This window comes from Sphingobacterium spiritivorum ATCC 33861, assembly GCF_000143765.1.
Classification (GTDB): Bacteria; Bacteroidota; Bacteroidia; order Sphingobacteriales; family Sphingobacteriaceae; genus Sphingobacterium; species Sphingobacterium spiritivorum.
In genome coordinates this window covers 925,873-941,400 of record NZ_GL379771.1, presented here as the reverse complement: position 1 = coordinate 941,400, position 15,528 = coordinate 925,873, and the positions used below count along the sequence as shown (strand labels likewise).

At 39.7% G+C, this 15,528-nt stretch carries 16 protein-coding genes; 10 read left to right on the top strand and 6 right to left on the bottom strand.

Features of this window, described 5'->3' with window-relative positions; genetic code table 11:
• The first annotated feature begins 101 nt into the window (after nt 1–101).
• Nucleotides 102–293 (top strand): cold-shock protein, encoded by a 192-nt coding sequence (locus tag HMPREF0766_RS14055; RefSeq protein WP_002998417.1) that lies wholly within the window; start codon nt 102–104, stop codon nt 291–293.
• Between the two features lie 65 nt (nt 294–358).
• On the opposite strand, the gene recO is transcribed toward HMPREF0766_RS14055, so the two are convergent.
• Nucleotides 359–1,081: a DNA repair protein RecO gene (gene recO / locus HMPREF0766_RS14050; protein WP_002998415.1), complete on the bottom strand. Its 723-nt coding sequence runs from the start codon at nt 1,079–1,081 to the stop codon at nt 359–361.
• 57 nt (nt 1,082–1,138) lie between these two features.
• Entirely contained in the window at nt 1,139–1,366 is a 228-nt protein-coding gene (locus HMPREF0766_RS14045; RefSeq protein ID WP_002998413.1) for a hypothetical protein, read from the bottom strand.
• A 207-nt stretch (nt 1,367–1,573) separates the two neighbouring features.
• Between HMPREF0766_RS14045 and rpmB the strand changes: the two genes are divergently transcribed.
• The 6 genes from rpmB (at nt 1,574) to bshC (ending at nt 6,478) form a co-directional block, all read left to right on the top strand.
• On the top strand, nt 1,574–1,807 hold the full coding sequence (gene rpmB, locus HMPREF0766_RS22115) for a 50S ribosomal protein L28 (protein ID WP_002998411.1): 234 nt from the start codon (nt 1,574–1,576) through the stop codon (nt 1,805–1,807).
• Between the two features lie 76 nt (nt 1,808–1,883).
• A complete protein-coding gene (gene rpmG, locus HMPREF0766_RS14040) occupies nt 1,884–2,066 on the top strand; it encodes a 50S ribosomal protein L33 (RefSeq protein WP_002998409.1) in 183 nt (60 codons plus the stop codon).
• Nucleotides 2,067–2,117: 51 nt separating this feature from the next.
• The gene (locus HMPREF0766_RS22110) at nt 2,118–2,279 is read left to right on the top strand and encodes a DUF4295 domain-containing protein (protein ID WP_002998407.1); all 162 of its coding nucleotides are present in this window, start codon (nt 2,118–2,120) and stop codon (nt 2,277–2,279) included.
• Between the two features lie 195 nt (nt 2,280–2,474).
• The gene (gene ftsY, locus HMPREF0766_RS14035; RefSeq protein ID WP_002998405.1) at nt 2,475–3,449 is read left to right on the top strand and encodes a signal recognition particle-docking protein FtsY; all 975 of its coding nucleotides are present in this window, start codon (nt 2,475–2,477) and stop codon (nt 3,447–3,449) included.
• A 1-nt stretch (nt 3,450) separates the two neighbouring features.
• A complete protein-coding gene (gene rimO / locus HMPREF0766_RS14030; RefSeq protein WP_037460288.1) occupies nt 3,451–4,785 on the top strand; it encodes a 30S ribosomal protein S12 methylthiotransferase RimO in 1,335 nt (444 codons plus the stop codon).
• A gap of 103 nt (nt 4,786–4,888) precedes the next feature.
• The gene (gene bshC / locus HMPREF0766_RS14025; RefSeq protein WP_002998401.1) at nt 4,889–6,478 is read left to right on the top strand and encodes a bacillithiol biosynthesis cysteine-adding enzyme BshC; all 1,590 of its coding nucleotides are present in this window, start codon (nt 4,889–4,891) and stop codon (nt 6,476–6,478) included.
• On the opposite strand, the gene ctlX is transcribed toward bshC, so the two are convergent.
• Nucleotides 6,475–7,419 (bottom strand): citrulline utilization hydrolase CtlX, encoded by a 945-nt coding sequence (gene ctlX, locus HMPREF0766_RS14020; RefSeq protein WP_037460409.1) that lies wholly within the window; start codon nt 7,417–7,419, stop codon nt 6,475–6,477. The two genes, bshC and ctlX, sit on opposite strands and share 4 nt — an antisense overlap.
• 505 nt (nt 7,420–7,924) lie before the next feature.
• On the opposite strand from ctlX, the gene gcvP reads away from it, so the two are divergent.
• The gene (gene gcvP, locus HMPREF0766_RS14010; protein WP_002998394.1) at nt 7,925–10,798 is read left to right on the top strand and encodes an aminomethyl-transferring glycine dehydrogenase; all 2,874 of its coding nucleotides are present in this window, start codon (nt 7,925–7,927) and stop codon (nt 10,796–10,798) included.
• 281 nt (nt 10,799–11,079) lie between these two features.
• Nucleotides 11,080–11,742: a hypothetical protein gene (locus HMPREF0766_RS14005; RefSeq protein WP_002998391.1), complete on the top strand. Its 663-nt coding sequence runs from the start codon at nt 11,080–11,082 to the stop codon at nt 11,740–11,742.
• Nucleotides 11,743–11,791: 49 nt separating this feature from the next.
• Here the strand turns inward: HMPREF0766_RS14005 and HMPREF0766_RS14000 are convergent, their stop codons facing one another.
• Complete coding sequence (locus tag HMPREF0766_RS14000) at nt 11,792–12,484, bottom strand: AIM24 family protein (RefSeq protein WP_002998389.1); 693 nt, start codon at nt 12,482–12,484, stop codon at nt 11,792–11,794.
• 148 nt (nt 12,485–12,632) lie between these two features.
• Here HMPREF0766_RS14000 and HMPREF0766_RS13995 point away from each other — a divergent pair, with 148 nt between their 5' ends.
• Entirely contained in the window at nt 12,633–13,463 is an 831-nt protein-coding gene (locus HMPREF0766_RS13995; RefSeq protein WP_002998387.1) for an N-acetylmuramoyl-L-alanine amidase, read from the top strand.
• A 50-nt stretch (nt 13,464–13,513) separates the two neighbouring features.
• On the opposite strand, the gene HMPREF0766_RS13990 is transcribed toward HMPREF0766_RS13995, so the two are convergent.
• Nucleotides 13,514–14,824, bottom strand: a complete 1,311-nt coding sequence (locus HMPREF0766_RS13990) for a hypothetical protein (RefSeq protein ID WP_002998385.1) — start codon at nt 14,822–14,824, stop codon at nt 13,514–13,516.
• Nucleotides 14,825–14,978: 154 nt separating this feature from the next.
• The gene (locus HMPREF0766_RS13985; RefSeq protein WP_002998383.1) at nt 14,979–15,521 is read right to left on the bottom strand and encodes an NUDIX hydrolase; all 543 of its coding nucleotides are present in this window, start codon (nt 15,519–15,521) and stop codon (nt 14,979–14,981) included.
• Nucleotides 15,522–15,528: the final 7 nt, after the last annotated feature.

Below are 15,528 nucleotides of genomic sequence, written 5' to 3'. Positions count from 1 at the left end.
CAATAAGTAAAATATAGACGTAAAAAAGAGAATTTAGTTTAATGTTTTTTGCCGATTTTAAATAATTATAAATATCTTTAGGGAATTAAATATTATACAAAATGCAAGAAGGAGTAGTAAAATTCTTTAATGAAGCCAAAGGTTTCGGTTTCATCATCCCTAATTCTGGTGAAGGAGAAATCTTTGTTCACGTTACTGGATTAATTGACAAAATTCGTGAAAACGACAATGTTTCTTACGAAGTAGAACAAGGCCGTAAAGGTCTTAACGCGGTAAATGTAAAAGTTATCTAATTAATAGATTCAAGATATATTTATTGTGAAAAGAGCCGTTTTCCATATCGAAAACGGCTCTTTTTTTATCGGAATATTTCTTCAAGTATATATACAGAATTTATTTCCCCAAAATTCGCAACATGTATATTATAAAAGTCCAGAATCTTAGAGAGCAGTAAGGCACGCTCTTCTTTATTGATTTTAAGGGCTGCAGCAGAGGCATAGGTCGATCCGATAAGCTGATGAAATATTTCAGTATGCGGAGGCTGTAGTACATCACTGTGGGCCGGCAAAGAGCTGCTGAAGTTTCCTTCTCTCAGGTCAAAATAGGGCAGAACTTTTGTTCCCACATTTGGGAGAAACCCCAAAAACATGCTCAGTTTTATAAGAAAAGTAAGATGAAAGTTTGCCAGGCTATGGTCCGTTTCATCCAGATAGCGTATTGACTGAAAAATAAAATTAAACAGAAAACCGTCATGTTGCTGTTGCTTCAATGACTTGTACAGCACTTCATTAAGAAAGATAGCGATAGAGCTCTTTATAATATTGTAGGGCAGATCCAGCAAAGGAGGTGTCTGGTGTGCTTCAGAGATACGTTGCAGATTGTTATTATCCTTGTGATATACGATCAGCTCCAGCAGATGAAGGGGCTGAAAGAGATTTGCCTTTATCTTTGCTTTTGGTTTTTTAGCCCCGTTGACCAGATAGGACTGTAGTCCGAAACTTTCAGTATAGACCTGTACAACTACACTACTTTCAGAGTAGTTTGTCAGTTTGAGGGCTATACCTTTTGTTTTATGAAGCATGGTTTTCCGATTGAGGCAGGCAAAAATACGAATTTGACAGTTGTAATATTTACCTCTCTAATCTTTGTGTTGCTCTTCCTGTCGGGATTCCATAATGCTCTTTCTTTCTATCTTACGGATCAGACTGTAAATAATTGTTACAAATCCCCAACTGAAAACAAGGACCCCGAGAATCATGATAATCTTGTATAGATCAATCTCTTGATGCATCATCCAGTATCCCCCATAGGTAATCAGTATGCCGGATACAGAGAGTATAAGCCCTCTTCGTAAATATTTGTTCATTGTGAATTGTTGAAAACTATTTGATTAAAGATACAAAGTTAGATTAAAATAAAAAGTTATTTTTGCGCACTGACCTGTCCTGCATCATAAATATTTTAAATATTTCCCTTCCAAGTCTTGTATTTGCAAAAAGAAATATAGATATTTGCAAACTCTTTGCGAAAAGACATATTAGTAATATACAGACAACAATAAAAATCAGATATCATGTCAAGAATTTGTGATTTAACAGGCAAGACGGCATTAAATGGTTACCGCGTATCGAATTCGAACGCAAAAACCAAACGTAAATTTTATCCAAACTTACAAACGAAACGTTTCTTCATTCCTGAAGAAAATCGTTGGATTACGTTAAAAGTTTCAACTTCGGCGATTAAGACGATTAATAAAAACGGCATCACTGCTGCTATTAATACGTTTATTAAAAAAGGATCTATCTAATTAGGTCAGTCGCCTGTTGCATTAAATATTCTGAAATTCAATCCCCGTTAAGGCGGATATAAAATAAAGTAAAACAATGGCTAAAAAAGGAAATAGAGTACAAGTAATCTTAGAGTGTACTGAGCACAAAGAAAGTGGTCTTCCGGGAATGTCTCGCTATATCACCACAAAAAACAAAAAGAACACAACTGAGCGTCTTGAATTGAAAAAATTCAATCCGGTGTTGAGAAAAGTTACTGTTCACAAAGAAATTAAATAATCATTATCACAATGATCCCTTGTGGGATATTGAGTTAAAAAATATAAAAACATGGCAAAGAAAGCAGTTGCATCGTTACAAAAAGGTGGCGGTAAAGAATTTACAAAGGTTATTATTACTACTCGTTCTGCAAAAACTGGAGCTTATACTTTCAAATCAAGCATGATTCACAATGATAAAGTGAAAGATGCTTTAGCTGCAGCTACTAAATAAGACGAAACAGTAAGATATTCCTTTTTTAAAGTTTTTCTTTAAAAAATTCTCAAAAGCCGTTTTGGTATATTACCGAAAGGGCTTTTTTCGTTACATCTAAATTTGCGTATATTTGATGCGGATATCTGTTCTGCAAAGGGATAAAACCTATGCGACAGAATCATTTTACATTACACGGTTTCGCTCAGGACATCTATGGGATTATTCGATTTTTTCAAAAAGAAGCAAGAAACGCCAGAAGCACAGGAAGCGCTAGATAAGGGCTTAGAAAAAACTAAAGAGGGGTTTTTGTCTAAAATTACAAAAGCAGTGGTTGGTAAATCTACTGTGGATGATGACGTGCTTGATGAACTGGAAGAGATACTGGTTACTTCAGATGTCGGCGTGACGACTACACTGAAAATCATAGATCGTATTCAGGCACGTGTAGCAAAAGACAAATACATCAATACTTCTGAGCTTAATAATCTGCTGAAAGACGAAATACAGGCTTTGCTTGCAGAGAATAACAGCTCTGACTTCGAAAACTTTGAATACGGAAATCATAAACCCTATGTGATCATGGTCGTGGGTGTCAACGGCGTTGGTAAGACAACGACGATAGGTAAACTTGCTCACCAATTGAAAGCTGCCGGTAATAAAGTAGTATTAGGTGCTGCCGATACGTTTAGAGCGGCAGCAGTGGATCAGCTAAAATTATGGGGAGAACGTGTCGGTGTACGTGTTGTGGCACAGGCTATGGGTTCTGACCCGGCATCTGTTGCTTTTGATACGATCAAGTCTGCTGTTTCCAACGGAGATGATGTGGCTATTATTGATACTGCAGGTCGCCTGCATAATAAAGTGGGATTGATGAACGAGTTGGGGAAAATCAAGAATGTCATGCAAAAAGTTATTCCGGGAGCACCGCATGAGATATTGTTAGTGCTGGATGCTTCTACCGGGCAAAATGCAATAGAGCAGTGTACACAATTCACCCAGGCCACAGATGTCAATGCGTTGGCGTTGACAAAATTGGACGGAACCGCAAAAGGTGGTGTAGTAATTGGTATTTCAGATCAGTTTAAGATCCCGGTCAAGTATATTGGAGTAGGAGAGAAGATAGACGATTTACAATTGTTCAATAAAAAAGAATTTGTTGATTCTTTATTCAAAGAATCTGCAAGGTAATATGAAAACAAAATCTGTAAGATCTGCTGAAATTAAGCAGAAACCCCGTGTTAATGTGATCACGTTGGGATGTTCCAAAAACATTCATGACAGTGAAGTGCTGATGGGACAGTTAAAAGGGAATCAAATGGAGGTGGTACATGAGGCCTCTAATATTCAAAATAATGATATTGTGGTTATCAATACCTGTGGTTTTATCGATAATGCCAAACAGGAATCTATTGATACCATTCTTCAATACAGCGAGCTCAAAGAGCAAGGTAAAATCAATAAGGTGATCGTAACGGGTTGTCTGTCCGAACGTTATAAGCCGGAGTTGCAAGCTGAAATTTCCAGTGTAGATGCTTACTTCGGAACAAATGATTTGCCTGAGTTATTATCCAGTATAGGAGCAGATTACCGCCATGAATTACTGGGTGAGCGCATGCTGTCTACACCTTTACACTTTTCATATTTTAAAATTGCAGAAGGCTGTAACAGACCATGTTCGTTCTGTGCTATCCCGTTGATGCGCGGAAAGCATGTTTCCAAACCGATGGAAGATCTGGTAAAAGAAGCGAAATTCCTAGCCTCTAATGGTACAAAGGAATTAATTCTTATTGCTCAGGATCTGACTTATTATGGTCTGGATATTTATGGTAAGCGTAATCTTTCTGATCTTTTGCGTAATCTTTCTGACGTAGACGGTATAGAATGGATTCGTCTTCAATATGCTTATCCTTCCGGATTTCCAATGGATATACTGGATGCAATGGCAGAGCGATCGAATATCTGTAATTACTTAGATATGCCTCTTCAGCACATTTCGGATAATATGCTGAAATCTATGCGTAGAGGTACAACAAAACAAAAACAAATTGATCTGGTGAATCAGATCCGGGATAAAGTGCCGGATATTGCTCTTCGCACAACATTAATCTGCGGATATCCCGGTGAGACTGAACAGGACTTTCAGGAGATGTTGGAATGGGTAGAAGAATCCCGTTTTGACCGCCTGGGCTGTTTTACCTACTCACATGAAGAGAAAACCCATGCTTATTCGTTAACGGATGATGTACCGGAAGAAGTAAAAGAATCCCGTGTAGAACAGATTATGGAGGTTCAGCAAGGAATTTCATACGATATTAATCAGGAGAAAATAGGTAAGACCTATAAAGTGCTGGTTGATAAAGTGGATGGTGATTATTTCATCGGACGTACAGAATATGACTCTCCTGAGGTTGATAATGAGGTGTTAATCTCTGCAAAAGATACCTATGCCCGCATAGGAGATTTTGTTCAGGTAAAGATTGACCGTGCTGAAGACTTTGATCTTTATGGGACTATTGTCAAATAATAGAAGAAGGGCCTTTCATTCCCGCTAAATTTTTATTTTTGTTAGGTTCCCTATGGGACAAGTGTATTTTTTTTCGAATACACCAATAATTTAATAAGCAGGAATGAAAGCAACTTATATAGATTACCGTGATACCAACAGTTTTTCCAAGACCTTAATCGCTTATCTGGACAACCATCCGGAGCTACAGCCTTTTTATGGAAACCGACCTGATCTGGATGGTTTTGCAAAGCAAATTGAACACAAAAAGACTTTCACACACCGACCATTGCTGGTCGATCAGTTGCGGGCTCAATATACAGATCTGCTTGCTGATGCACCTGCCGTTGAAGCCAATATTACCGCCTTACTTGACGAAAATACCTACACCGTAACCACCGGGCATCAGCTTAATATATTCACAGGACCCCTTTATTTTATTTTTAAGATCATTACAGCTATCCGGTTAGCAGACGATCTGAAAAAGGCGCACCCGGATAAAAACTTTGTGCCTGTATACTGGATGGCTACAGAAGATCACGATTTTGAAGAGATAAATCATACACGTGTCTTTGGTAAAAAGATAAGTTGGGATACTCCGGCTGTATCTGCAACCGGACGTATGGCCACCGAAAGTATCGAAGAAGCGGTCAAACAGTATAAGGCAATATTAGGCCTTTCAGACAATTCCTGTAAACTAAATGATAAAGTCGATAAGGCGTACATTGAACATAATAATCTGGCAGACGCAACCAGAACTTTTGTACATAGTCTTTTTAAAGAATATGGTTTAGTTATTCTGGATGCCGATAGCCGGGAATTGAAAAAGGTATTTGCTCCGGTTATCAAAGAAGATATTCTTCAGGAAAAAAGTTTTAAGGCTATTCAGAAAACTTCTGAAGAACTGGAAGAGAAGGGTTTTTCTACTCAGGTGCATGCCCGGGAGATCAACTTTTTCTATTTAACAGATACGTACAGAGAACGTATTGTCAAACTGGATGACGGCCGTTATGAAGTTTTGCATCAGGATGTCTATTTCAGCAGGGAAGAATTAGAAATGGAGATTGACAACTATCCGGAGCGCTTCAGCCCGAATGTGATCATGCGGCCTATGTATGAGGAAATAATACTCCCTAATCTGGCCTACATCGGCGGAGGAGCTGAAATGGTATACTGGCTCCAGTTAAAAGCAAATTTTGATCAGTATGCTGTTGATTTTCCGATTTTGGTACCCCGTAATTCTGCCATGATCACCGATGATACTATTGCTGGTAAAATCTTTCGTCTGGATCTGACATTCAAAAGCATATTTAAGCCTGCAAATACGCTTAAGAATGACTATGTCCGCAGGCATACTACGCATCGCCTGAATCTTAATGATGAATGGATGGAGCTAAATGCGATTTTCGGTAAAATAAAGCTTCGTACACATAAAATTGACCCCAGTCTTGGGCCGAGTACAGATGCCGTCAAGGCCAGACTAAAAAAGGCAATAAAGAATCTGGAGAAAAAGCTTCTGAAAGCAGATAAGCGCAATCATAATGAAGCATTGACGCAGATTGAACGAGTAAAGGAAAAACTGTTTCCGGGAGGAGGTTTACAGGAACGCACCGAAAACTTTGCTCTGCTGTATGTCAAATATGGAGATGAACTTTTCCGTGAGCTTTACAAGCATTTTAACCCTCTTGATTTTAAGTTTAGCATACTTTATTAAGATATCGTTTGTTGCGGCAGAAAGACTTCTGCCATCATGCATCTAGCACTTCCTCCGCCACAGGTTTCAATTACGTTCAGTGGACTTTTAAGGAGTGTACCATATTGCGAGAGCATATCCCGCTGTATAGGGAGCAGACAGTCGTATGCCTGACTGCTCATCACGACAAACGAAGCTCCGGAGACGGAATGCACCTGTAAAATGTTTCCGGCAAATCTGCCCGCCTGCTCCTCAGTAATAAATACAATCTCTTTATTGTCCTGATGCAGGTTGTCAATCACCAGCTGGCGTTGCAATTTATTGTCTATTGCATCTGCACAGAGCACCGCAAAATGGTCTCCGACTGCCATCATCACATTTGTATGATATATCGCTTTACGAAGATCACCAACTGATTGAAAGGATTCGAACAGAACGGGTGTATAATCCATAGTCAGACAGAAACGGTGTACAAGATCACTATCGGCTCTTGGGGAGAGCGAGCAGTATGCTTTTCGGTTTACCCGATCCAGAATAAGACTTCCTGTTCCTTCTAAAAACAGATGCTGATTTTCTGATGAAGTGAAGTCCCGGCGATCAGTTACAGCGTATCCGGCTTCTTTCAGCGGAGCGAAAATATCTATTTTACGCTCATTTCTTCTGTTTTCAGCAAACATAGGATAGAGCACTACTTCTCCGTTTTCATGAAAAGATATCCAGTTATTCGGAAAGATACTGTCAGGTGTATCGTGTTGGCCGTCATCCTGTATGACAATAAGTCTGATATCATGTTGTTTTAATAAGGAGACAAAATTGTCGAACTCTTGCTGAGCGCAGGTATTGATACGCTCATCAGACCAACCGGGGATGGTATGTTGAAAATAATTATTGATTGATGTCTGCTCATTCTTTCTGAAAGATGCCGGCCGGATCATCAATAGCGTATCTGTTGTTTGTCTCATGGTATATGGGTTTACATCCTCCTGTAGTAATAAAATAGAACACCTGATCGGGCCTTCTTGTTTTCCGGTTTCTGCATAAGGAATTTCTTCCACGTGAAACTGGTGTCTATTAGCAGATTATTGGTGTTTATGAAATTGTTTATGAGACTATTGGAACCTGTCCTCATTATAAATATAGTAATATAAACAGACTTTTTGAGCCAGAAATTGTCATAATGAAAAAATAGGATCACCCTGATTCTCTTATTTATAAAAAAGCTCACAGGGAAGGTAAAATGATGTGTTACAAATGCGATGAACAGGTGAATATATTTTATTAAAATGATAGCGCAAACGGTTGTTTTACAGGGTACGTATACTTCGTGTGTCACAAGACAAAAATCACTTTTTTTAGGCTTTGAAAATATGTATCTTTGCACATCCAAAATTCGTCTGTTTTGTGAAGAAATAAAGCCCTATAAACCGAGGGCCGGTACTGAACAAAAAGCGGTAACTTTTTACATCCATGAGTAAAATACATTTTCAAGAAAAATTCGAAAGTCGTCACAACGGTCCTAGTCAGGTTGAAGTGAATGAGATGTTGTCAGCTTTAGGTGTTGACGCTGTTGATCAGCTGATTGATCAAACGGTTCCTTCTCAAATCAGAGCTAAAAATGCATTAAACCTGCCTGCAGCATTGAGTGAAACTGCCTATTTGAAAAGAGCTAAGCAAATCGCCGAAAAAAATAAGGTATTCAAATCCTATATTGGCCAGGGATATTACGATGTAATTCTTCCGGGAGTTATCCAGAGAAATGTATTCGAAAATCCGGGATGGTATACACAGTATACGCCATATCAGGCTGAAATTGCTCAGGGTCGCCTTCAGGCACTGTTGAATTTCCAGACGGTTATTACTGACTTTACAGGTTTGGAAATTGCGAATGCATCTTTGTTAGATGAAGCAACTGCAGCTGCAGAAGCAATGTTTATGTTGTACTCTGCGCGTAAAAATAAAGCAGCAAACACTTTTTTGGTTTCAGAAAAAGCATTTCCGCAGACGATTGATGTATTGAAAACAAGAGCAATCTCTTTTGGAATTGAATTGAAAATTGCATCTGTTTCAGAATCTAATCTGACAGACGATGTTTTTGCGGTTTTCTTACAGTACCCACTGGGCGACGGATCTATCATTGACTACAAAGCGTTCGCTGATGCTGTTCATGCAAAAGGAATGACAATCTGTGTAGCGGCAGACCTGATGAGTCTTGCCTTACTGACGCCTCCGGGAGAATGGGGTGCTGATGTTGTTGTCGGTAACTCGCAGCGATTCGGTGTACCAATGGGTTTTGGAGGTCCTCATGCGGCTTTCTTCGCTACAAAAGATGCTTACAAACGTAATATTCCGGGACGTATCATAGGCGTTACTTCTGATTCAAACGGTAACTACGCACTTCGTATGGCTCTGCAAACCCGTGAGCAGCATATCCGCCGTGATAAAGCTTCTTCTAATATCTGTACTGCACAGGCATTACTGGCTATTATGGCTTCTTTCTATGCGGTATATCACGGACCACAGGGGATTAAAAATATTGCAAGCCGTATCAACGATCTTGCACAATTATTAGATCATGCTGTTCAATCACTGGGTTATACTCAATTGAACAAAACATATTTTGATACGGTTCGTTTCGAACTTGGAGAACATGCCGGTTCATTAAAGGCAGAAGCGTTGAATAATGAGATGAACTTCAATTACAATGGTACAGAAGTAAAAATCTCTATTGACGAAACGACGACCTTCGAAGATATTCAAACCATCACAAAAGTATTTGCTAAAATAATCGGCAAGACACTGAGTGATGTTGATTTTGATGCTGCTGAGAAAGCGATTTCATCTTCTATTCCGGCTGAACTGGTTCGTCAGAGTGCTTATCTGACACATCCTATTTTCAATAGCTACCACTCTGAGCATGAGATGTTACGTTATATCAAATCATTAGAAGCGAAGGATCTTTCCTTATGTCACTCTATGATTCCGTTGGGATCATGTACCATGAAACTGAATGCTACAGCAGAAATGGTTCCTGTGACCTGGGCACAGTTTGGCGGACTTCACCCGTTTGCACCGCTGGATCAGACTTCGGGATATATGCAATTGATCGGTGAACTGAATGACTGGTTGTCTGAGATAACCGGATTTGCGAAAATGAGTTTTCAACCAAACTCCGGAGCACAGGGAGAATATGCCGGTCTTATGGTGATCCGTGCTTATCATGAAAGCCGGGGTGATCATAACCGTAATATCTGTTTGATTCCTGCATCTGCTCATGGTACCAACCCAGCATCTGCATCAATGGCGGGATTGAAAGTTGTCGTAGTGAAATGTGATGATTTCGGTAATATAGATGTAGCTGATCTAAAAGCGAAAGCTGAGGAACATGCGGCTAATCTGAACTCATTGATGGTTACTTATCCATCTACACACGGTGTATTCGAAGAATCTATTATTGAGATCTGTGAGATCATCCACGCAAACGGAGGTCAGGTATATATGGATGGGGCGAATATGAATGCACAGGTAGGCCTGACAAGTCCGGGTCATATCGGAGCTGACGTATGTCACCTGAATCTGCATAAGACATTCTGTATTCCGCATGGTGGCGGTGGCCCGGGTATGGGTCCTATAGGTGTCGCTAAACATCTGGTTCCGTTCTTACCGAACCATGAAGTAGTAGAAACTTCAGGTGAAGAAGGTATTCATGCTGTCTCAGCAGCTCCTTTTGGTTCTGCATCTATTCTGGTTATCTCACATGCTTATATTGCTATGATGGGCGGAGATGGTCTGACAAATGCAACTAAAACAGCTATTCTGAATGCAAACTATATCAAATCCAGATTAGAAAACCATTATCCGGTCTTATATTCCGGAATCAATGGTCGCTGTGCGCATGAAATGATCCTGGATTGCCGGAACTTTAAGAACGTAGGAGTGGAAGTTGCTGATATCGCTAAACGATTGATGGATTACGGTTTCCACGCACCAACGGTTTCTTTCCCTGTGGCAGGTACCTTAATGGTTGAACCTACAGAGTCTGAATCTAAAGCAGAATTAGATCGTTTCTGTGATGCATTGATCGCTATCCGTCAGGAAATTGCGGCAATAGAATCGGGAGAGATTGATCAGACAGAGAATGTCTTGAAACATGCACCACACACAGCTGCTGTGGTGACTGCAGATGAGTGGACAAGATCATACAGCCGTCAGACTGCTGCATATCCGTTAGACTATCTGAAAGCACATAAATTCTGGCCATCTGTAGGACGTGTAAATGAGTCTCAGGGAGACCGTACACTGATTTGCTCATGTCCTTCTATTGAAGAATACATGGAGGCATAAGCCTTTTATTATAATACTGGAAGAGGCATTACTTTTAAGTGATGCCTCTTTTTTTGTTAATTGCTTTACAGAAGTAAACATATCTTAGAAGAGCAGATGCATTCAATTTTTTCGAATCAGTAAAATGCTGTTTAATAGATTGTTGTATATGTGGCGGGATTTTTTATATTTGTTAAACAAATAAGTTATATATGAAAATCTGTGTGGTACAAGCCTCACAAATACGAATCAGTACAGTTTAGAATCCGCCCGTCGGTCTTTAAAAAACAAATTTTATACATATGAAAAGCTATTTCAAAATTATTTCAACTCTTACTTTGTCTGCAGTTTTACTATCTGCCTGTGGCGGAAATAAAAAAAGTGAAGACGGTGATACCTCTACAGAAGAAAAAGGAGGTATCACAGACGTAGTTTCTGGAGTCAAAAATCTGAATAATCTAACTGATGGTGCGGCAAAAATGGAGGAAGTACAGAATAAATTGAAAGGACTGACTCCGTTATCTAATGAGGAACTGAAATCTTTCTTTCCGGAAACATTGGAAGGATTGAAGAGAACCAGTATTTCGGTAGGGAATGGTGAAATGTATGGAAATATCGCTACCGGTAATGCAACATATTCAGATGAAGCGGGTAAAGAAATCACCGTAAAATTGATGGATGGTGCAGGGGAGCTGGGATCGGGCGTTGTTTCTTTGCTTGTGCTCGGTTACCAGGTGGAAAGTGAAAGTGAAAACGGAAACCGTGTAGAGAAAACCGGTGAATTTAATGGAAAACGTGGTAAGACGGAAGAAAGCAAAGAAAATGACGGAACAGCAGATTACTTTGTTTCTTCGGTAAGCTTTTTAGAAAAAGACAGATATAATGTTGAATTAAGAGGCCAGCATTTTTCTCTGGCTGAATTACAGAAAGCAATGGATAAGCTGAATTATGCTGCTTTAAAATAAAAAAATATAAATAAAAAGAGGGGCTAACTGTGCACTGCCCCTCTTTTATTTAGCTTTGTTGAAAATACACTTCTTCATACGGTTGGATCAGCACCCAGCCTTCTCCCTGAAACATCATTTGAAATTCTTCACCACTTCCACGACCCAGAATACTTTTGAATGATACATTGCTTTTCAATTCGGGCTTTAAGTGTCCTGCCCAGGCTACAGTCGCGTTCGGATCTGTAAACACAGGATTTCCAGGAGTTACCATCAGTGTAAGCGGATCACCGTGTGTTGTAATGGCGACATAACCACTACCCGTGAGCCGAACCTGAAATAATCCTCCGGAAAGCATTCCGGCAATACTCTTCAGCATTGTAATTTCATTTTTGATACTCTGATCGTGTGCAAGGATATCATTTCCATTTACACAGATAGACTCATTATTGAGTTGCAGGATCTGGACCTTTTTACCAGAATCTGCCACATACAGTCGCCCTGTACCCTGAGCTTTCATCAGCTTGGCTCCTTCTCCGGTAAGGGTTTTCTTAAGGAAGTTGCCAATACCTCCGGAAAGCATGCCTTCCCTTTCAAACTTGATAGTACCTACATATCCGACCATACTTCCGTTTTTGGTCCATACAGATTGATTATTCAGGTTGATCTCCAGCATTTGTGCTTTTTCCAACTCAAAATAATCATGTTCTGAATCATCCTGCCTTGTTTTTGCAATGAATGATTGTAATGAAAATTCGCTCATAATCGTAGTGTTGTAATAAATGTATTATTAATTGTTTTCTTTCGTTTAATAAGAGTATCTGTTGCTTCTATGCTAATTATGTGCCAGGAGGTTTGTGCGGTCTTTTATTTGGGCTGCAGGTTGTATATTTGTTTTAAAATAATGATTTATGAAGATAAAAATTTCTACGGGAATTATGCTGGCTTCTTTTGTAATCGCCTCCTGTTCTGGCGGAAAGTATGCCGCAACTGAGAAAGTGTACAAAAATAAAGCAAAAGAATTTGCCAAACTATATAAAGAAGTTCCTCCAAAAGATCAGGCTATTTCCAAATTGTATCCGGTAAAGGAGAAAGAATGGGTGGCTTCTATTAATTTTGGTATGCGTAAGCCCAACTATGTTGTCATCCATCACACGGCACAGAATTCTACAGATCAGACGATCAAAACATTTCATTCTGCCAAAGCAGGTGTTAGTTCACATTATGTGGTAGGTCGTGACGGTAAGGTGGTGCAGATGGTCAATGATTATTACCGGGCACATCATGCCGGAATTGGAAAATGGGGAAACGATACAGATCTCAATTCTTCATCTATAGGGATTGAGCTGGACAATAACGGTACTACAGATCCGTGGACTGAATCACAGATCAATAGCCTGATCGAACTGCTGACCTATCTGAAAACGAAGTACGGTATTCCACAGGCTAATTTTATCGGTCATATGGATCTGGCGCCTACACGTAAGAATGATCCGACCCGTTTTCCATGGAAAGCATTGGCTGACAAAGGATTTGGCTACTGGTATGATGATTTTTTAGAAACGCCACCTGTGGATTTTAATCCGGTAATGGCTTTACGTATTATAGGATATGATATCAAAAATCCGGATGCTGCTATCAAGGCATTTAAGACACACTATATCCAAAGAGACATTACTACGGCTACTCTTACGGATGAGGACCGTAAGATCATGTATGCTATTTATAAGAAGTTTTTGTAAAGGATACCAACTTATACAAATAAGGCCTTACTTGCGTAAGGCCTTATTTTTTATATTGTTTTCACAAATTTCGGATCGTAATTCTCGATATCAATAATATATCTGTTCTGTATCAGAAAGTCGAACAGTGGCTTCGCTTCCGGCGAAACTTTAAGATTCTGTGTTGTGATGATATTTTCATTTTTATCCATGTAAGGATAGACATACAGCTTTACATTTTTGCTAAACATTCCACTGATATAACCCAGTAATTCGTTTGTATAATGATCTTTATTATACTGATCCGAATTGAAGATATTTCTCAGGTTGGAGATATTGGACGCAATTCCAATATTACCCGGTTTGAACTGCGTGACATATTCTGCCAGGTGATTATTTCTGCGGAAATTGGATACCAGAATATTGTTACCGGTTGAGCAAAGGTATTCTGCACGTTCAGCGAAATATTTTAAATCCTCATTGGAAATATTTGAATCTTCATCCAGTACATTTCCCATCAAAACCTCTATCATAACGACCACATTTTCCGGATTTGCATTTGTATTGCGTTTGAATTGTTCTACAGCGAGGTTGAACAGGTCAAAGTTTGGAAGGGATTTCTGACGGTATTTTGTGCGGAGAATAATGATATCTTTTTTATACAGGTAATCTTTACTTTGTGCCGCTTTGCCATCCGGTTTGAAGATCGCTGCTTTTGAAAATCCCTTAGCTACAAGGTAAAGGTTGATCAAACGTTCATTGACACGTTCAAAAACCGGACCTTCTACTTTTACCAGATCTATTTCCACAGATCCTGCAGAGACATTATCTACGAAAGATTCAATCATGGACTGGATATCGTTGGTATAATAATATGCGGCATATACCAGATTTACACCGATCGTTCCCAGAACTTTTTGCTGCTGCTGGTTGTCATTGTCCAATAACCGGGTGTGAATGATGATCTGATTAATAGGGCCGTTTGTGACCGTCTGAAAACGGATACCAATCCAGCCATGGGGTTCATTTGTCTTTGTAAAATTGAGGGTAGTAACGGTATTTGCAAATGAGAAGAACTTTTTGGTAGCGTATTTTTCTCCGTGAAGACGCTCTGTCAAAAGTTCAAATTCGTGGTGGAGCATTTTGTTGAGGCGAGGTCTGCTGACGTATCTGCCGGACTCTTCGGCTCCGTATATGGCATCACTGAAGGCCATGTCATATGCTGAAATGGTTTTTGCAATAGTGCCCGAAGCAGCTCCGGCACCAAAGAAGTTTCGGGCGACTTCCTGTCCTCCTCCGATCTCGGCGAATGTGCCGTAAATATCGGGGTTCAGATTTATTTGAAGTGCTTTTCTCTTGGTTTCAATAATTTCTCTCGCCATGCGGCAAAGGTACAAAAAAGCCTACGGCTTCTAAAGTGAAATGATGTTTAGAGATAACAACATTCGTAGAGAGAAGGTTTATTCAGTGTTTGCTTCTTCCAAACTAAGCTTATACAAAAGATATTTCTGAAAAGCAATAAAAACCAGGCTTGCTTTAGAGCAGGCCTAGTTTACGGAAGGCATAGAACAGGGCTGCGGTATGCAGAGCCTGCCCTAATTTATTTTCAAACAAAAAAGTTTTAGCTTCTTCAATGGTCATTTCCACAACTTCAATATCTTCTGAGTTGTCGAGTTCCTGCTCCTGCACTTTTACGCCTCCTTGTAAGATGTAGGTATAGGTGAGATTGCCACTGGTAGCCGGATTGGCGTAGAGCTTACAGATCTCTTCTATTCCCTCGAACGCAAATCCCGTTTCCTCTAATAGTTCTCTTTTTGCCGCATCCCGGGGATCTTCTCCTTCTTCCACAACACCAGCAGGCAATTCGACCATAATCTGATCTGCACCATGACGGTACTGCCGTACAAACAGGATTTTTTGATCTTTAGTGATGCCGATCATGTTGACCCATGTCGGATATTCCAGCACATAGTATTCTTCTTTTATATTACCGTTCGGAAGCTCCATTTTGTCTACTCTGAGTGTAGCCCAGGGACGCTTGATAATGTACTCCGAAGCGAGTAATTTCCATTTTTCCATATTATCA